The sequence below is a fragment of the Photorhabdus africana genome (genome assembly GCF_035181445.1).
Taxonomy (GTDB): Bacteria; Pseudomonadota; Gammaproteobacteria; order Enterobacterales; family Enterobacteriaceae; genus Photorhabdus; species Photorhabdus laumondii.
In genome coordinates this window covers 17,672-37,297 of sequence record NZ_JAXBVE010000013.1, presented here as the reverse complement: position 1 = coordinate 37,297, position 19,626 = coordinate 17,672, and the positions used below count along the sequence as shown (strand labels likewise).

14 protein-coding genes and 1 tRNA gene are annotated in these 19,626 nt (G+C 41.8%); 6 read left to right on the top strand and 9 right to left on the bottom strand.

What is annotated here, in order from left to right:
• The first annotated feature begins 34 nt into the window (after positions 1 to 34).
• Complete coding sequence (locus SLS51_RS09610; protein ID WP_323837742.1) at positions 35 to 541, top strand: contact-dependent growth inhibition system immunity protein; 507 nt, start codon at positions 35 to 37, stop codon at positions 539 to 541.
• A gap of 219 nt (positions 542 to 760) precedes the next feature.
• On the opposite strand, the gene SLS51_RS09605 is transcribed toward SLS51_RS09610, so the two are convergent.
• The gene (locus tag SLS51_RS09605; protein WP_323837740.1) at positions 761 to 1,795 is read right to left on the bottom strand and encodes a Gfo/Idh/MocA family protein; all 1,035 of its coding nucleotides are present in this window, start codon (positions 1,793 to 1,795) and stop codon (positions 761 to 763) included.
• A gap of 329 nt (positions 1,796 to 2,124) precedes the next feature.
• On the opposite strand from SLS51_RS09605, the gene SLS51_RS09600 reads away from it, so the two are divergent.
• Entirely contained in the window at positions 2,125 to 2,364 is a 240-nt protein-coding gene (locus SLS51_RS09600; protein ID WP_011147275.1) for a FitA-like ribbon-helix-helix domain-containing protein, read from the top strand.
• On the top strand, positions 2,361 to 2,780 hold the full coding sequence (locus SLS51_RS09595) for a type II toxin-antitoxin system VapC family toxin (protein ID WP_112894064.1): 420 nt from the start codon (positions 2,361 to 2,363) through the stop codon (positions 2,778 to 2,780). The genes SLS51_RS09600 and SLS51_RS09595 overlap by 4 nt, the downstream gene beginning before the upstream one ends.
• Positions 2,781 to 3,130: 350 nt before the next feature.
• Here the strand turns inward: SLS51_RS09595 and yfaE are convergent, their stop codons facing one another.
• The 4 genes from yfaE to ubiG form a co-directional block, all read right to left on the bottom strand.
• The gene (gene yfaE, locus SLS51_RS09590) at positions 3,131 to 3,397 is read right to left on the bottom strand and encodes a class I ribonucleotide reductase maintenance protein YfaE (protein WP_011147271.1); all 267 of its coding nucleotides are present in this window, start codon (positions 3,395 to 3,397) and stop codon (positions 3,131 to 3,133) included.
• Positions 3,397 to 4,527: a class Ia ribonucleoside-diphosphate reductase subunit beta gene (nrdB, locus tag SLS51_RS09585; RefSeq protein WP_323837736.1), complete on the bottom strand. Its 1,131-nt coding sequence runs from the start codon at positions 4,525 to 4,527 to the stop codon at positions 3,397 to 3,399. The genes yfaE and nrdB overlap by 1 nt, the downstream gene beginning before the upstream one ends.
• A 12-nt stretch (positions 4,528 to 4,539) precedes the next feature.
• A complete protein-coding gene (gene nrdA / locus SLS51_RS09580) occupies positions 4,540 to 6,831 on the bottom strand; it encodes a class 1a ribonucleoside-diphosphate reductase subunit alpha (RefSeq protein ID WP_323837734.1) in 2,292 nt (763 codons plus the stop codon).
• Positions 6,832 to 7,199: 368 nt separating this feature from the next.
• The gene (ubiG, locus tag SLS51_RS09575) at positions 7,200 to 7,922 is read right to left on the bottom strand and encodes a bifunctional 2-polyprenyl-6-hydroxyphenol methylase/3-demethylubiquinol 3-O-methyltransferase UbiG (RefSeq protein WP_323837732.1); all 723 of its coding nucleotides are present in this window, start codon (positions 7,920 to 7,922) and stop codon (positions 7,200 to 7,202) included.
• Positions 7,923 to 8,113: 191 nt separating this feature from the next.
• On the opposite strand from ubiG, the gene gyrA reads away from it, so the two are divergent.
• A complete protein-coding gene (gene gyrA / locus SLS51_RS09570) occupies positions 8,114 to 10,741 on the top strand; it encodes a DNA topoisomerase (ATP-hydrolyzing) subunit A (protein WP_323837730.1) in 2,628 nt (875 codons plus the stop codon).
• Between the two features lie 170 nt (positions 10,742 to 10,911).
• Positions 10,912 to 13,728 (top strand): two-component system sensor histidine kinase RcsC, encoded by a 2,817-nt coding sequence (gene rcsC, locus SLS51_RS09565; protein ID WP_323837728.1) that lies wholly within the window; start codon positions 10,912 to 10,914, stop codon positions 13,726 to 13,728.
• A gap of 211 nt (positions 13,729 to 13,939) precedes the next feature.
• Here rcsC and rcsB read toward each other — a convergent pair whose 3' ends face one another.
• Positions 13,940 to 14,593 (bottom strand): response regulator transcription factor RcsB, encoded by a 654-nt coding sequence (gene rcsB, locus SLS51_RS09560; RefSeq protein ID WP_323837726.1) that lies wholly within the window; start codon positions 14,591 to 14,593, stop codon positions 13,940 to 13,942.
• Positions 14,594 to 14,597: 4 nt separating this feature from the next.
• Positions 14,598 to 17,288 carry a phosphotransferase RcsD gene (rcsD, locus tag SLS51_RS09555; protein ID WP_323837724.1) on the bottom strand — a complete coding sequence of 897 codons (2,691 nt, stop codon included), beginning with the start codon at positions 17,286 to 17,288 and terminating at the stop codon, positions 14,598 to 14,600.
• Between the two features lie 213 nt (positions 17,289 to 17,501).
• Between rcsD and SLS51_RS09550 the strand changes: the two genes are divergently transcribed.
• A tRNA-Ser gene (locus SLS51_RS09550) sits at positions 17,502 to 17,589 on the top strand.
• Positions 17,590 to 17,898: 309 nt separating this feature from the next.
• On the opposite strand, the gene SLS51_RS09545 is transcribed toward SLS51_RS09550, so the two are convergent.
• Both SLS51_RS09545 and SLS51_RS09540 read right to left on the bottom strand, forming a co-directional pair.
• On the bottom strand, positions 17,899 to 18,525 hold the full coding sequence (locus SLS51_RS09545) for a LysE family translocator (RefSeq protein ID WP_323837722.1): 627 nt from the start codon (positions 18,523 to 18,525) through the stop codon (positions 17,899 to 17,901).
• Between the two features lie 149 nt (positions 18,526 to 18,674).
• Positions 18,675 to 19,622 carry an ornithine cyclodeaminase family protein gene (locus SLS51_RS09540; protein ID WP_323837720.1) on the bottom strand — a complete coding sequence of 316 codons (948 nt, stop codon included), beginning with the start codon at positions 19,620 to 19,622 and terminating at the stop codon, positions 18,675 to 18,677.
• Positions 19,623 to 19,626 lie beyond the last annotated feature (4 nt).

The window sequence follows — 19,626 nt, the reverse complement described above, 5'->3', positions numbered from 1 at the left end:
TAAGCCTTACTGCTAAAATTACGGTGGTGAAATAATGAATATGAATTTTAAACAAGGGTCAAATGCAAGCGCTATGTTCAACGGGGATTTTTATTCTGTTAAAACCTATTCAGGCAACGGTTTATTAGGGGTAGATCCCTTAGGAAGCGAATACCTATTACAGCCAGTTGCATCTGATCAAGAGTTGGGAAAGGCTGTGCTTGATGCTTTATCAAAAAGTAGGATAGTCCCACTTGATGAGTATGGGGATTATTTTGATCATGATGCAAATGACAAACAGTATAAAAACTGGATCACAGAGATGATGGGATCTTATGGTTATCGCTCAAAACGTCAGTTATTCAAGAAGATGAACAGTTGCAATATTCGCTTGTTAGATGGTGTGATAACTATTATGCCCTACGGTCACAAAAAACTTGAGCTTTGGACAGGGCAGGGTATTGTCGAATCTGATTATGTCATTATTCCGGCAAACAGTTCTCCTGAGGAAGTTGGCGCAGCATTACGGCTAGCTTTTTCGCGTTGTAGGAGTTATGTTTGATTAAAGAACCTAAGTTTTATTTCGTAACTGATCATAGCGATATCCATTATATAAAATCATCAGTAAACAGAATATATGGCATTGTTCTGTTAAGAATAAATCTTATGAATAGTAAAACTGTTTTAGTTGATAAAAATGGTAATAAAAAGAAGTTAATAAAGTCTTTTAGATCATTTATTAACTTCCGATATTTTTAATGAACTCATATATATTTTGTTTTTATTTCCCCCTAAAACAGATCTGTTCATTTTTATATTGTAAATAATTATTCATTCTATAGTCTTTTAATACTTGGTCTATTACCCAACTGGTTCGTGAGCCTGATTCTCCTGTTGATGGGCAAAATCCTTTCCCTTGTAATTCATTGATAATAGTGTTAATCAATGGCATTTCTATATGCTTTGGATTATCAATATTAAATTGGTGTAATTTATTATTTTCGTCATAATATGAAATGGCTGAATTTCCAAATGTAGAGAAAGATATTTTTCCTTTAGTACCAATTATTTCAACATTATCTCTTCTAGAGTTCGACACAAAATTCCATATACCCACACCTTGAATATTATTTTCAAACATAAATGACATTGATACACAATCTTCAGCGGGATAAGCATTCCCTTGTGAATTTGCATGTCCTTTGACAGAAATAATCTTTCCCAAAAGAAAGTCTAATATATCAAGAGTATGACATGCTAAATCAACAAATAACCCACCACCGGAAATTTCTGGATTAACAACCCAAGGTAAATGATGAGGATCTTGGTAACATTGCTCTATTTCTCTGTAAAGTATACAACTTACAATTCTTGGTGTTCCTATCGCACCTGACTCAATTAATTCTTTGATCTTTAAAAATCTTGGTAATGCTCTCCTATAATAAGCCACAAATAAGGGAACATTTTGGGATTTACAAATCGCGATCATCTCATTACATTCTTCGAATGTTAATGCCATAGGTTTTTCTACATATATTGCTTTGCCAGCTTTAGCCGTTAAAATGGTATATTCTTTATGTGTAGAGGGAGGTGTTGCAATATATACTGCATCAATGTCTTTGTCATTAATAAGTGAATTAGCGTCAGAATACCATTTAGGGACATTATGTCTCTTAGCAAAATCCTCTGCTAAATTAGCGTTGCGCCGCATTACTGTAACTAATTCAGAATTATCTAATTTATAAAAGGCAGGGCCACTTTTTACTTCAGTAACATCACCGCAACCAATAATGCCCCATTTTATTGTTTTTTTCATTTTATTTTCCCAATATGTTTATATCGAATTCTTTCTTAATAAAATCTTGGTGGAGATTATAATAAAATTCTGATTTATCCCATTTTTTTCGTTCCAATATATGATTATATAACATGTTTTTTACTTCTGAATCAAATGTTAATGCCATAGGTTTTTCTACATATATTGCTTTGCCAGCTTTACCTGATTTAGCCGCTGATTTCTTTCCAACTCTTTGCTAATGGATTTTGATTGAATGCAATTAGCTCTCTTTCTATCCCACATGCTTGCAGCCATGATTGCAATAATATATATTGATTGCAATGCATGCTAAATGAGGAAATGAATCTATGCCATCCATTACTGTCAGAAATGTACCGGACGAAGTGCATCGTGCCTTGCGGGTACGCGCAGCCACACATGGCCGTAGTGCTGAGGCCGAAATCCGGTTTATTCTGGAAAACGCCGTACAACCGGAGGGGCGCATCAAGCTGGGTTCCTTGCTGGCAAAAATCGGCCGCGAGGCGGAGGGCGTCGATCTTGAGATCGAGCGTGATAAGACACCTGCCGAGCCGATGAGTTTTGAATGATACTGCTAGATACGAACGTGGTTTCCGAGCCACTGCGGCTCAGCGGCCACCCCGCTGTGGTTGCCTGGATAGATGAACAGAATGTCGAGACGCTTTACTTGGCAGCGATCAGCTTGGCTGAGCTTCGCTTTGGGGTTGCAGCGCTGTCCAATGGTAAGCGCAAAGATACCCTGCATAGAAACCTAGAGCGGAGTGTTGTTCCTTTATTTACCGGTCGTATCTTGCCATTCGATGCGGCCGCTTCGGAAGCTTATGCCGAGATCATGGCGCGAGCGAAGAGCGAGGGGAAAGCCATTGGGAAGGCTGACGGGTATATTGCGGCTATTGCAGCGGCGAATGGGCTGATTGTTGCAACCCGCGACACATCACCTTTTGAAGCTGCCGGGCTTACTGTTATTAACCCTTGGAAGGGCTAATAACAACTATACCCGTCATCTTTCAAGTTGCCTCTTTGTTGGCTGTACTCGCTCACCCCGGTCACATAGTTCTCTATGCTCCCGGGGATTCGCTCCCTTGCCGTCGCGATGCATCTTGAAATCAATAGGGTATATACCCGTCATCTTTCAAGTTACCTCTTTGTTGGCTGCACTCGCTCACCCCGGTCACATCGTTCTCTATGCTCCCGGGGATTCACCCCTTTGTCGTCGCGATGCATTTTGAAATCCATAGGGTATATGTTATTACTTATGGGTTTACATTCTTGGTGAGTGTAATAATGAGCAAATAATCATTATTATCTGCCCACCAAGAAGACTAATTTTAATTATTAAAGCTCAATCTCAATATCACTGAGTGGATGACAGCAGCAGGGTAAAATTTCGCCTTCATTAACAAAAGCCAGAGGTTTGCGTCGATAGCCGACTTTGCCTTTTATCAATTTGACACGACAGGAACCGCAATAACCTTCGCGGCATTGGTATTCAGCTTGAACTCTACCTTGTTCCAGTGCTTCTAGCAGACTGTTATGCAGTTCGGGAGAGCTGTAGATATGATAACCCTGCATACCATGCAGGGTTACTTTATAGCTTGTCATCAGAGTTCAAAATCACTCAGGTCGTCAGGGTTAACTTCAGCATCAATCTGACCAACCAGATAGGAACTGACTTCAACTTCCTGCGGCGCGACTTGAACGTTGTCAGACACCAACCAGGCATTAATCCACGGAATCGGGTTAGAACGCGTTTCAAATGGCAGTTTCAACCCGACAGCCTGCATGCGGATGTTAGTAATGTACTCAACATATTGACACAGAATGTCTTTGTTCAAGCCAATCATGGAACCTTCGCTGAACAGGTAATCTGCCCACTCTTTTTCTTGTTCCGCCGCCTGAACAAACAGGTCATAGCACTGTTGTTCACACTCTTTGGCGATTTCTGCCATTTCCGGGTCGTCCTGGCCAGAGCGCAACAGGTTCAGCATATGCTGCGTGCCGGTCAGATGCAGTGCTTCGTCACGGGCGATCAATTTGATGATTTTTGCATTACCTTCCATCAATTCGCGTTCAGCAAAGGCAAATGAACAGGCAAAACTGACGTAAAAGCGGATCGCTTCCAGCGCGTTAACACTCATCAGGCACAGATACAATTGCTTTTTCAGTCCACGCAGGCTAGCCGTGATGGTTTTACCGGTAATCTGATGTGTTCCTTCACCAAATAGCTGGTAATGATTAGTCATCTCAATCAGATCATCGTAATAAGCGGAAATGTCTTTCGCCCGTTTCAGGATCTCTTCGTTGGTGACAATATCATCAAACACAACCGCCGGATCATTAACGATATTCCGAATGATGTGAGTGTAAGAACGTGAATGAATCGTTTCAGAAAAAGACCAAGTTTCAACCCAGGTTTCCAGCTCAGGGATGGAGATCAAGGGCAGAAAAGCCACGTTCGGGCTGCGGCCCTGAATAGAGTCCAGCAGCGTTTGATATTTTAAGTTACTGATAAAAATATGCTTTTCATGGTCAGGCAGCGCATTGTAGTCAATGCGATCGCGAGACACATCAACTTCTTCCGGGCGCCAGAAGAAAGAGAGCTGTTTTTCGATCAATTTCTCGAAAATCGGATACTTTTGTTGGTCATAACGGGCTACGTTTACCGGCTGACCAAAAAACATTGGTTCCTGTAACTGATCGTTTTTGACTTGTGAAAAAGTGGTATAGGCCATAACTTCCTCAAATTAAATCTTACACGCGCCGCCTTCACAATCGGAATCAGCAGATTCCACGACTTCTTCCAGGTCATCCTGAATGTCTTCCGCACCATCACGGGTATTGTGGTAATACAGTGTTTTCACACCATATTTGTAAGCGAGCAGCAAATCTTTTAGTAGCTGATTCATCGGCACTTTTCCACTCGGGAAATGTGTCGGATCATAGTTGGTATTGGCAGAGATCGACTGATCGATAAATTTCTGCATGATACCAACCAACTGCAAGTAGCCATCATTACCCGGCATTTGCCACAAGAGTTCGTAAGCGCTTTTCAGACGCTCATATTCCGGTACAACTTGGCGCAAAATGCCATCTTTTGATGCTTTGATGCTGATATAACCACGAGGCGGTTCAATGCCGTTGGTGGCGTTAGAGATCTGTGAAGAGGTCTCTGACGGCATCAAAGAAGATAATGTTGAATTGCGCAGACCATATTGTTTGATATCGTTGCGCAATGCTTTCCAGTCATAGTGCAGCGGCTCATTGGTCAATGTATCCAACGCTTTTTTATAGGTATCGATAGGGAGGATACCTTTAGAATAGGTGGTTTCTTTAAACCACGGGCAAGCACCTTGCTCTTTCGCCAGTTCATTAGAGGCTTTCAACAGGTAATACTGGATAGCTTCAAATGTTTTGTGAGTCAGGTTGTTAGCGCTGCCATCTGAGTAACGTACACCGTGTTTTGCCAGATAGTAAGCATAGTTGATGACACCAATGCCTAGTGTACGGCGACCCATTGCCCCTTGTTTGGCGGCAAGGATAGGGTAGTCCTGATAATCGAGCAGGGCATCAAGAGCACGGACCGCCAGAGTAGCCAGCTCTTCCAGCTCATCAAGATTTTCAATTGCCCCCAGATTGAATGCGGATAAGGTACACAGCGCGATTTCACCATTTTTATCATTGATATCATTCAATGGCTTGGTTGGCAGTGCAATTTCCAGACACAGATTTGATTGGCGCACCGGGGCGACTAAAGGATCAAATGGGCTGTGGGTGTTGCAGTGATCTACGTTCTGAATATAGATACGGCCGGTAGAAGCACGCTCTTGCATCATCAGGGAGAAGAGATCAACTGCTTTCAGACGTTGCTGACGGATATTGCTGTCCTGCTCATATTTGGTGTACAAGCGCTCAAATTCATCCTGATCGGCAAAGAATGCCTCATATAGCCCTGGAACGTCGGATGGACTGAACAGGGTAATCTCTTCACCTTTGATCAGGCGTTCGTACATCAGTTTGTTAAGTTGTACGCCATAGTCCATGTGACGAACCCGGTTTCCTTCAACGCCACGGTTGTTTTTCAGTACCAGCAGGCTTTCAACTTCCAGATGCCATAATGGATAGAACAGGGTAGCGGCACCACCACGAACGCCCCCCTGAGAGCAGGATTTGACCGCGGTCTGGAAATGCTTATAAAAAGGAATACAGCCAGTATGGAAGGCTTCGCCATTACGGATTGGGCTGCCCAGCGCACGAATACGGCCTGCATTGATACCAATACCCGCACGTTGAGAAACATATTTTACAATCGCGCTGGAAGTCGCATTAATGGAATCCAGGCTATCATCACATTCAATCAACACGCATGAGCTGAATTGACGCGTCGGGGTGCGTACACCCGCCATGATCGGGGTAGGCAGAGAGATCTTAAATGTGGAAGCCGCGTCGTAAAAACGGCGAATATAGTCCAGACGTGTCTCTTTCGGATAACCGGAGAACAGGCAAGCTGCGACCAGAATATAAAGGAATTGGGCACTTTCATAAATTTCACCGGTAACGCGATTCTGAACCAGGTATTTACCTTCAAGCTGTTTGACCGCCGCGTAAGAGAAGTTCATATCACGCCAATGGTCAATAAACTCGTTCATTTGCTCGAATTCTTCTTTCGAGTAGTCTGCAAGCAAGTGCTTGTCATATTTACCCATTTTCACCATACGGGATACATGGTCATAGAGCGAGGGTGGCTCGAATTGACCGTAAGCTTTTTTACGCAGGTTGAAAATTGCCAAGCGGGCGGCCAGATACTGATAGTCAGGTGCATCACCGGAGATAAGATCAGCGGAAGCTTTGATCATCGTCTCATGAATATCTGAGGTTTTGATGCCATCGTAAAATTGGATTTGGGAACGCAGTTCTACTTGTGATACCGAGACATTTTTCAGTCCATCGGCTGCCCAGTTAACAACCCGGTGGATTTTATCAAGGTCAATTCGTTCTTTGTGGCCATCACGCTTTGTTACTAGCAGACTATGGTTCATGGACAGGCATACCTTACATTTACTTTCAGATTCGCTCCCACCTGCTTTGTGTCTTTGACTTAGACCAAAACATAACCCCCTCAGTGGCGGAAAAACCAACGAGAGAGTAGTGGTAATGGAATGTTAAGGAACACTATATGTAGGGGGTACACTAAATAATGACAACAAGATAATGTTAAAAGCAGCTTTTATCAAGTGCACAAAAATACGGATTCTTGTGGATAACTTGAGGACTAAAATTTATTAAAAAGCCGGAAGCCTGCATCATTACTAGCGGTTGCTCTGACAGAAACACCGGCAAAAATGAGTAAAAAAATTCCTGAAAATGTGATTTATTTGTCGCTTTATTAGTCTGTCAGATAAATATGTCAGAGATACTGGGTGTGTAACATATAATTGACGTCTACATTGTGACCAAGGCTAAATTTATCCGTTAGCGGGTTATAATGCAGGCCGATAATATGCTTTTCCCGCAGGGATGTTCTGTCAATCCAGCCTATCAACTCTGATGGTCGGATAAATTTCTTCGCATCATGGGTTCCCTTCGGTACCATTTTCAGAATGTATTCCGCGCCGATTACCGCCATAAGCCAGGCTTTTTTGTTGCGGTTAATGGTAGAGAAAAAGACGTGTCCGCCGGGTTTCACTAACTGAGCACAAGCATGAACGACCGATTGTGGATCTGGGACATGTTCCAGCATTTCCATACAGGTAACGATATCATAAGCTTGTGGATATTTTTCGGCGTGGCTTTCTACTGTTTCCTGTACATAGGTCACGGGGATACCTGTTTCAAGGGCGTGTAGTCTGGCAATCTGAAGTGGTTCCGTACCCATATCCAGTCCGGTCACATCAGCCCCTTCACGGGCCATACTTTCTGACAAAATACCGCCACCACAGCCTACATCTAACACTTTTTTACCGAAAATGCCGCCAGAACGCTGCAAAATATAATTCAGACGTAGTGGGTTAATCCGGTGCAGTGGCTGAAATTCACCGTCCAAATCCCACCAGCGAGAAGCAATCGCTTCAAATTTCTCTATTTCCTGTTGATCAACATTGTTTCGGGGGGAGGGGGTTTTGATGTTCATCAGTGGTTGTTGCTCCTTAAACTTTCTTTAAACAGGCGGATTCACTCAGTTCTGAGTCAGTTCTGAGTCAGTTTTGAAATAGTATACATGGCTTATTTTTTAAATACCCGTATCTGATTTTTATAAAACTGTTGGGTTGTGGTATAGTTCTAAGCCTTTGAATTCGGAATGTATGAGGAATAGTGGGCTCCATGAGCGACATTGCTAGAGAAATCACCCCGGTCAATATCGAAGAAGAGCTGAAAAGCTCGTATTTGGATTATGCGATGTCTGTTATTGTTGGGCGCGCACTACCAGATGTTCGAGACGGACTAAAGCCGGTACACCGTCGCGTACTTTATGCCATGAGTGTACTGGGAAATGATTGGAATAAACCCTACAAAAAGTCTGCCCGTGTTGTTGGGGACGTCATCGGTAAATACCACCCACATGGGGATAGTGCAGTCTACGACACGATTGTTCGTATGGCTCAGCCGTTTTCCCTGCGCTATATGTTGGTTGATGGTCAAGGTAACTTTGGGTCAGTTGATGGTGACTCAGCCGCTGCTATGCGTTACACCGAAGTGCGTATGGCGAAAGTTGCCCATGAGCTGCTAGCAGATCTGGAGAAAGAGACTGTCGATTTTGTGCCAAACTATGATGGTACAGAACAGATCCCGGAAGTGATGCCAACGAAAGTACCTAACCTGTTGATCAACGGCTCTTCCGGTATCGCAGTGGGTATGGCAACTAACATTCCTCCTCATAACTTATCCGAAGTTATTGATGGTTGTCTGGCTTATATTGAAGATGAAAACATCAGCATTGAAGGGCTGATGCAGTATATTCCTGGCCCTGATTTCCCTACTGCTGCGATTATTAATGGTCGTCGCGGTATTCAGGAGGCTTATCGGACTGGTCGCGGTAAAATTTATATCCGTGCCCGTGCGGAAATTGAAGTGGATGAGAAGAATGGTCGTGAAACTATTTTAGTGCACGAGATTCCTTATCAGGTCAATAAAGCCCGTCTGATTGAAAAAATTGCTGAATTGGTGAAAGAAAAACGCATCGAAGGGGTTAGTGCACTTCGTGACGAATCTGATAAAGACGGCATGCGGATTGTGATTGAAGTGAAACGGGATGCGGTGGGGGAAGTGGTTCTGAATAACCTCTATTCTTTGACTCAACTCCAGGTTTCTTTTGGTATCAACATGGTGGCCCTGCACCAAGGGCAGCCGAAGTTGCTGAATCTGAAAGATATTATTTCGGCCTTCGTATGCCACCGTCGTGAAGTGGTTACTCGTCGTACCATCTTTGAATTACGTAAAGCCCGTGAACGTGCCCACATTCTTGAAGCATTGGCTGTGGCACTGGCGAATATCGATCCGATTATCGAACTTATCCGTTTTGCACTGACGCCAGCCGAGGCAAAAGCCGCATTAATTGCTCAGCCGTGGGAATTAGGTAGTGTTGCCACTATGCTAGAACGTGCCGGTGATGATGCTGCCCGCCCTGAATGGCTGGAAGCACAATATGGTGTGCATGAGGGTAAATATTATCTGACTGAACAACAGGCTCAGGCCATTCTGGATCTGCGTTTGCAGAAACTGACTGGTTTGGAGCATGAAAAACTGCTGGATGAATATCGTGAGTTGCTGACATTAATTGGCGAATTGCTGTTCATTCTGGAAAATCCTGAACGCTTGATGGAAGTGATCCGTGAAGAGTTGTTGGCAATTCGGGCACAATACAGCGATGCCCGTCGTACTGAAATCACGGAAAATACGGCTGATATCAATATTGAAGATTTGATTAATCAGGAAGATGTTGTTGTCACGCTGTCACATCAAGGGTATGTCAAATATCAGCCGTTATCTGACTATGAAGCGCAGCGCCGTGGTGGTAAAGGTAAATCCGCAGCGCGTATTAAAGAAGAAGATTTTATTGACAAGTTGTTGGTTGCCAATACTCACGATACGATCCTCTGCTTCTCCAGCCGTGGCCGCCTGTACTGGATGAAGGTTTATCAATTACCGGAGGCTAGCCGTGGTGCCCGTGGTCGTCCGATTGTTAACCTGTTGCCGTTAGAGCAAAATGAGCGAATTACCGCGATTCTGCCGGTGCGTGAATATGAAGAAGGGCTGTATGTCTTCATGGCTACGGCCAGTGGGACCGTGAAGAAGACCGCGTTGCAAGATTTCAGCCGTCCGCGCAGTGCGGGTATTCTCGCCGTTAATCTCAATGAAGGTGATGAGCTGATCGGCGTTGACCTGACTGACGGTAATAACGAAGTTATGTTGTTCTCCGCGGAAGGGAAGGTTGTTCGTTTTGCAGAGGATGCTGTTCGTTCAATGGGGCGTACAGCTACCGGTGTACGTGGTATCAAACTGAATGGTAAAGATAAAGTTGTTTCTCTGATTATCCCGCGTGGAGAAGGAGAAATTCTGACGGTCACTGAAAATGGTTATGGCAAACGTACCGCTGAAAACGAATATCCAATCAAATCCCGTGCAACGCAGGGGGTTATCTCGATTAAAGTCAGCGAACGTAATGGTAATGTGATCGGGGCAATTCAGGTTGAACCAACCGATCAGATAATGATGATTACTGATGCTGGTACGTTAGTGCGTACAAGGGTATCTGAAGTTAGCGTTGTTGGCCGGAATACTCAAGGTGTAACACTGATTCGTACCGCTGAAGATGAGAAAGTTGTCGGTTTACAGCGGGTTGCTGAGCCTGAAGATGATGAAGAGGGGCTGGCGGCAGAAGGGGAAGAATCGAAAAGTGATAACACCGATTTACCTGATGCTAACAGCAGCGAGTCAGTTGATCCGGTTTAAGTGAAGATATTTTTTACTTAATCAAGAAACAGGTACTTCGGTGCCTGTTTTTTTAAAGGGATTTTTATTGATATTGAAATATGCGATCGATGGGTCTTTGTAATCTTTAAACTCTGGTATATCTTGTCATTAATGACATTGAATAATGCTGGTTTTTATCAGGTAACCTTTTGAGATATCTTTCTTCTTTTCGTACATCGCTAAAAATATCCCGTTATCTTTTCCGGGTGCTTGGCTTAATGTTGTGGGTGTTAGGCGCTTTATTAACAGCTTTTTACCTGGTTAATATCTTTAATGAAGTCAAGTCGGATATTCGGCAAGAATACAATGCTAATTATGATTCCACACTCTCTTATGTGCGTCATACAGCAAGTATTCTGCGGGATATCCAATATATGACAGAGAAGCATTTACTGAATTCTAATGGAAAAAATGCTATTTTTGATTTTCCACATAATAGCCCGGCGTTTTCTTATCATCCTTTGAACCAAAGCGCTGACTGTCGTACTTTTCGCAACAACACTCATCGTTATTTAAATTCGTTGAATAACCTTATCTTCTATTGGAAAGATAATCTTGCGGCGCCTCAGGGGTTGAATCAGGTTTTTCTGGTGGGTACACAAAGTATGTGTATGGTGAATTTTTCTATCCGTAATACCTCGACTGAACCTGATACGTTGAAAAAAATAGTTTATGAAAATTCACGCAGGCTTATCAGCCTGAAAGAGCAAGGTAAAGAACGAAATGTTTATTGGGTTATACCGGGTGCAAGATCTGATAGCGGTCATCTCTACGTACTGGCGCCGGTATATGTCAATGGTCAGATGGTTGCCATGATAGGCATTGAACAATTCATCAGATTGGACTCTTTTATTCAAAGACAAGACCGACCAATTTCAATAACGTTATTGAATCGCAGTAATCAACCGGTGTTGCATTATCCAGCAAATGATGACTATAAACTTCATTATGCTGATTATCAGTTGGAAGCACCTTATTTTGGCTATGATGATAATTTTACTGATTTACTGTTAAAACGTCGGTTAATGCCATCTTCATTCAGTATCATTTATACATTGCCACTGAAAACTATTTTTGAAGGTTTTAAGCTACAGATTATTAGCAGTATTGTGCTTAATGTATTATCTGCTTTTGTCATCATTATCTTGGTGTATCTGTTTGAGCGGAAAATGTTTGTTCCGGCTGAAGAGAATGCCATTCGCCTGGAAGAGCATGAACAATTTAATCATAAAATTGTCGCTTCAGCGCCGGTTGGGATCAGTATATTGCGGGTCAGTGATGGGAGTAATATTCTGAGTAATGAGTTGGCTCATAATTATTTAAGAATGCTAACGTATGAAGATCGGGAACGCATTATTCATATTATTTGTGACAGAACCAGCAGTTATGTTGATGTCGTAACCAGTAATCATCATCATTTGCAAATCAGTTTTGTTCATTCCCGTTACAGGAATGAAGAGGTGGCGATTTGTGTTTTGGTTGATATTAGCGTCCGTGTACGGATGGAAAAATCATTACAGGAAATGGCGTTGGCATCAGAGCAGGCTAACTATTCTAAATCTATGTTTTTAGCTACCGTCAGTCACGAGTTGAGAACGCCGCTTTACGGTATTATTGGCAACCTGGAGTTATTACAAGCACATTCATTGCCTGCTGAATCTGTTCGTTTGCTATCAACGATGGATAACTCCTCCGCGCTGTTGCTAAAAATTATCAGTGATATTCTCGACTTTTCAAAGATTGAATCTAAACAGCTTAAAATTGAGTCTAGAGAATTTTCCTGTCAGGAAGTTATCTCTCATGTTATTTCTAACTACCTGCCGTTAGTGGTGAAAAAGTCGTTGACCTTGTATTGCTATATTGAACCGGATGTACCGGATTATATCTGCAATGATCCGGTTCGATTACAACAAGTTATATCTAATCTGTTAAATAATGCGATTAAATTCACTAATACTGGATGTGTCGTTATCCATGTGACGGTTGAGCGGGATTATTTATACGTCAGAATAAAGGATACGGGCGTCGGCATTTCTGATAAAGCGCTTGTTCAGTTGTTTGATCCCTTTTTCCAGATCATGCCTAATACGGAAAGCTCATCTCAGGGAACAGGGCTTGGTCTGGCGATTTGTGAAAAACTTATCAATCTGATGGATGGTGATATTGAAGTCATTTCACAACCACAGATAGGGAGTCTGTTTTCTATTCGCTTACCTTTATATGGCGCGAAATATAGGCCAAAAACTCAGTTGATAAATGAGTATCAGCGAAAAATCATCTTGGCTATACGTAATCTTTATCTGGAGGAGTTTTTACAGCGTTTTCTGGTTCATCATGGCTTACACACTATTTTATATAGTGGGCAAAGTACAGAGGGGAGTGAAATTATTATCAGTGATTTCCCGGATGCCGTGACCTCCCCGGTATATGGTTATATTGAGTTATCGACGGACTATATTGGCTCACCGGAGCAAATCAGAGAAAGCTATTGGTTACATAATACTTACCATTTACATGATTTGCCGGTAATGGTTGAGCGGCTGATTTCATCGAACCATAATGTGGTATTGAATACCGCCCCACCCGTTTTTCAGGCAAATACCCAATTTAATACTATTATGGTTCTGGTGGTGGATGATCATCCTATCAACCGCCGTTTATTGGCCGATCAGTTGAAATCTATCGGTTTTCAAACAGCGATGGCAAATGATGGATTGGATGCGTTGGAATATTTGAAAAAAGGGGGGATTGATATCATTCTGACGGATGTCAATATGCCCAATATGGATGGCTATGCATTAACAATGTATTTGCGGAATGATGGGTGTAAGCTGCCGATTATTGGTATTACGGCAAATGCACTGGCAGAAGAAAAACAACGCTGTATTGATGCAGGAATGGATGATTGTTTGTCGAAACCGGTTTCTCTGGTGACGCTCAGGCAGACACTGACGCAAATGATTTGAAACGATGATTTATACCCGTCATCTTTCAAGCTGCCTCTTTGTTGGCTGCACTCACTCACCCCGGTCACATAGTTATCTATGCTCCCGGGGATTCGTTCCCTTGCCGTCGCGATGCAACTTGAAATCCATTGGGTATATAAAACAATACCCGGTAGAAACAAATGGTTACCGGGCATCAGGACGACTTTCATATTAAAATAACGAACGGTATTTACTGAACGTGATTGCTCGTATCGATAGCGACAGAAGCCAGATAATTGAGTAATGCAATATCGTTATTTACCCCCAGTTTTACCATAGCCGATTTTTTCTGGCTGCTGATAGTCTTGACACTGCGTTTAAGTTTTTTGGCAATGTCTGTTACCAAAAAGCCTTGGGCAAATAGACGTATAACTTCACTCTCTTTTTGTGATAACGGTTTATCGCCATAGGGGGTTTTCGTCACTTTTTTCAACAGTTCAGAAACGCTGTCTGGCATAAACTTTTCCCCTTGATTCAGGGCCGTCAATACATCAGGTAAATCTGTTGGTGCTCCTTGTTTTAAGACAATGCCTTCAATATCAAGTTCGAGTACAGCACTTAAAATTGCTGGATTATTGTTCATGGTTAGAACAATGATGGATAGCTTGGGATAATGGCGTTTGATGTATTTAATCAAATTGATCCCATCGCCGTATATGTCCCCAGGCATGGACAGATCCGTGATCAGTACGTTTGCTTTAATACAGGACAGATTGTTGATCAATGTGGTCGAGTCTTCAGACTCAGCGACGACATTGATCCATTCAAGCCGCTCAAGTGATTTGCGGATGCCAAACAGGACAATCGGATGGTCATCAGCAATAATGACGTTAAGGTTATTCATCTTATTAGTTACCCTGCTGCAATAGCCTTTTGGTGAAGGATTCAAGACGGCTAATGCTATTCTTAATTTCTATTTTGTTACTGTCTGTTATGTGTTTTTCCAGTGTTTCGCAAGAAAGTTTGAGGAGTTCTAGGTCTAACATAGCAAAGACGCCTTTCAGGCGATGTGCTGTTTGCGAAAGCGATATCAGATCATATTGTTCTATATCAGTATACAGCTTATTAATATCTATCGGTACTGTCTCGACAAATAATTGTCGATAATCGCTATCAGTTAGCTGTTTTTGATAACTATTTATAACATTGCCAAAATCGTCATCGCTGATTTCATCGTTAAATGCGGACATTTCTAAATTTGCCGTGAATTCGTTAAAACTGAAACTTCTCTCAATTAATAACGAAATGGCATTGATAACCGCTTCACTCAGATTGTAGTTACATCGAATATAGTCAGGTTTTATCTGCTCAAAGCCGGCCAGATTATCAACCAGTAATATAGTCGATTTTGCCGAATCGTAGGGTTTATCCGTCAACATGATATCGTATTCCCGATTCATATTTTCTGGCTTTTTATCGAAGTAAACCGCGCCATAATGATGCAGATGATTTTGCACAATCTTACGGATCTCCGTATTGCTGATATCCAGCAAGGCAGTAATGTCTTCCAGTAGCGGTGGGCATTGGTCTTGGCCGATTATTAAGGGCAGACTGATAGCATAGTGCGTACCCAGGTTGGGTTTGCTGTTTATCGTAAAATGACCATTTAATTTTCTACATAATTGGTTACATAGATAAAAGGTCAGCCCTGAATTGGATTGATATTTATCACCTGTGGCTTTGCTTAAAAATGGATAATTCAAGTTTGTTAAATCTGTTGAATTAAGTCCGGCGCCTGTATCTATAATGTCGATTTGAATGTGTTCTTTGTATTCCTGAGAATAGTTAACGATGAGAGATATTTTGCCATAAGATGTAAGCGTGATTGCATAATTGACTAACATCAGGACGATCTTACTGATGGCAGTACTATCGCCAATAAATAGTGATTCAGGATTAATATTACAATGATAATAATAATTCAATCCTTTGTTATTCATTTTAGGAAACACTTTTTTAATAATATCCTCTAAAATGACTGATAATGAAAACGATTCATTTTTTGCTTGCCATTCACCTGACTCTAATTCATTGAGTAATGAAATATTCTCGATCCAGTCGGATATATATTTAGATTTAGTCAATAAATTATCGACGATACGAACACTATTTTCTTCTATAAGAATTTGTTTCAGTTGGTAAGCGATATGATCTAATTCCTTTATTGGTTGTTTTAATTCAGAACGAATGTTGGTCAACATAAAACGCCGAGCTTGTACACTCTTATCGTGTTCCAAATGGGCAAGTTGTAGACGCCGGCTAATTAATGCTTCCTGATCTTTATCTTGCAGTAAAAACAGATAAGTTTCTGGCAACAGGCGAATGTTGTACATGTTAATTTCATAGACTGAATCCTCAATTGAGGTTTGGATGACACCATGATGTTGCTTGGCCATCATCTTAATTTTATTTAAATCGACATTCGGCAACAGATGGTCGGCGATGTTATTGCACATAATTATCTGATTGACTGAGAAATCATAAATCAATAAGCCAATGGGGATATTGGAGATAATATCGTGACTTAACGCATCCTTGACTTGTAGCTCGTGGCTCATCAGGGCATTTGGCGCGATATATTTTCTACGAATGTAAATAAGCCCACCCAAGGACAGGATAATAAAGACTGAATCAGCCAGTAACAACCAGATGTTTCTGTATAACAAATCGATTAGCAAATCTTTGAGTGATATCCGATACAACAGTTTGTATTGCGTACCTTTAAGTGATTGAGAAAATTCGAGCCAGAAACCATTTTGTGAAATATTGACTTTATTGATTTCATTAGGGGGTTGTTCGTCATCCGACAATAGACTGAAGTTGGCCGCTGCCATATCCATAGGAAGAAGGTGGCAAATAGGCAAATCAAAAGCGATAACTGTTGCCAATTGACCCGGTGAATTGAATGTCGCCCGATAAGTATAAAAATAGATATTTTCGCCATTTAACTTACGGATTGATGAAATATTTTCCCGTTCATCTAACGCGGTGGATTGCATTAGCATTTCTGAACGTTTTGATTCGGCAGTCAGTGTGAGATAACTTTCTTTAAATCTCAATTCCGGTTTAAGAATCGAGTGAGTGGTTATCAGAAACAGACTGTTATCTTTACCATTCAGATAGTACATAGAGTTGAATTCATTGCGGGTGCCCCACAAAATCTCCATATAATTGGAAAGGCGTTGTGCCAACTCTACACTTGCAGTGTTGTGGTGACCAAAAATAATCGTGTCGATAGTTTGATAACGATTCTCAAGCCAGTAAACATCAGGTCGTAGCTTCATCGGTGTGACGAGTTCTGGTGGTTTAAAAGATGCGCTATTGGCTTGTTTAAAGACAGAGTTAGCGTGGTAACGATAATCTTCTATCTGTAATACAATTTTGGTTGCAACACTATTTAGCGCATATTTTTTCCCCATTAGCCAGGCATTGAAGTAGTTATAGCTGTATAAAAACAGGGAAACAAAAAGCAGAATAATGAACAGACCGTAGTAACGGTTTATGGTTGATGAATTAATAGAAAATTGTTTGTTATACATTCGTTGAGTAAAAGCCTTAATAATTGCTTGGCTGTTTAGCGAGCTCGTTAAATTGGTGAATCTTATGATTCAATGTATTTAGGCTAATTTTAGCAGGATCAGGGCTGGAAAGGATATTGTAGATTGAGGATTGAGCGGATAGTAAAAAAATTACAGAATTTTTACGATAGAGACTAGACATATTATCATGTTAAGAGCATAATCCCGCGTCATGGAAGGATGGCCGAGCGGTCGAAGGCAGCGGTCTTGAAAACCGCCGATGGGAAACCATCCTAGAGTTCGAATCTCTATCCTTCCGCCAAATAGTGACCCTACGCATTTTCTGTGCGTAGGGTTTTTTTATTTCCATATGCCATTCAGATAATAATTAATCCATTTTCATAACGATAAGATGGTTATCGTCTATTGAGCGGTAAATGATGGGAATGAAAGCTCGCAGCCCGGTTGACCTGAAATCTATCAATTTCCAATGAGTAAAAGTGTGTGTAGTGGTTTCCGGTCGCGAGTTGTGTCTGTAATTTATGGGGTGTCCACGATTTATTGACAAGAATGGTTTTTCAGGACAGATTCTTATTCAATAAAACCGTGGAAGGTGAGAAATTAAACTTTTTTAATTGGATTTGAACAGCATAGTTACAGCGGTTACGAACATAATAATAGCCGCGCCTTTAAATAAAATCCGTTGTGCCCGTTGGCTTGATAATAGATGTCGAATACTGAGAGCGCCGAGAATAAATACCGCTCCTACGCTGAATAAGACAAAAACCGTCAGTGGTACTAACATGAGTCCCCAGTTTTGCAACGAGATAGATTCCATGTTAATCACCAAAGGTAATAGTGCGAGATAGAAGGCGATCGTTTTAGGGTTACTTAACGTTAGAGTGAGGCCAGATAACCAAGCCGCAGCCAACTCTTTTTTCTTAATGGGTTGGTCTTCACCAATGGGCTGATGATCGGCAAACCAGAACTGCCACGCCAGATAACCCAAATATAATGCGGCACCCCATCTCACCACAACAAATAAGGTGTCAAAACTGCTCGCGATAATGGACAAGCCAAAAACCGCAAAGGATAAATAAGTGAGATCACCAATAATCAGGCCAAACAACACACTAAATCCCGCTAACGCGCCATTACTCACACTTCTGGCAACCAATGCGGCTATTCCCGGGCCTGGTATCGCCGCAGCAACAGTCAATGCCGCTGTATAGGTTACTATTTGGGACACTTCTAGCATATCTTTCCTCTCAAAATAACACTTTGAAGTAACAGAACATAGAAATGTCACTTGCGTATGCAAGTGACAAATAAGGGCTCTTTATAGACAATAACGACATTTTTCTAATGTTGAACGTCTTAAGTTTGGCCTATTTTCATCCAAAACAGTTAAGACATTTTTATTAGTTGTCGAATGACTTCCCGAGAAAATACCATATCTTGAACCGCCAAACCAACGGATTGAAAGAGAGTCACACCCTGATCGCACAAATTGGAATGAGATTGAGAAACAGTACCAATTTCTATCCCAATGTCTGACCCGTTAATAATACCTTTCTCCCTTGCCTTAATAACAGATTGAGAGGCGGCAAGTACCGATTCATTGGAATCAGTAAATAGGGTGGTATTGTTATACATATCTTCGCTGAGTTCCTGGAATCCCAGTGCCGAAGCGCCAATGGCATTGACATGACATTTAACCGGTAGCGCTTTTCTATTGAGTATCGGGTCACGCGATGCCGTGGTTGTGCAAATGATGTCACTATTGAGTACCGCCTCAGCAGGTGAGGCTTTGATCGAAATGGGAAGATTGAGCGTTTTATCACACCATACAGCAAATTCTCGGCATCTTTCTGCATTACGACCCCATAAAGTGACTTCTCTAATCGGGCGTACATATAACATGGCTTGCAAATGTGCTTTTGCTTGTAAGCCAGTGCCAAGTATCGCTAACCGGCTAGCATCCTTTGCGGCGAGAAGATGGGTTGCATAAGCAGAAGCGGCGGCGGTGCGGATTTCTGTAATAGCGCCGGCATCCACCGCGGCAATCCCTGAAACACCTGGCTCGTCGTAAACCAGCACACTACCGATATGTGAAGGTTTATCGCTATTGCTTTGAAATCTCACTACCACCGACTTTAACCCAAACCCTTTGTATGGACCCTCCTTAATATAAATTGGCATGGTGCCCATTAAACCGTCTTCACCTTTAACGATATTGCGCAAAGGTTGCTCTACTTTTCTTTCCGATTGCAATTTAAATGCTATTTCACTTAGCTTAAGACTAAGTTCCATTGTCAAATAACGCGCAACGGTTTCTTTATCGACATAAAGCATATTG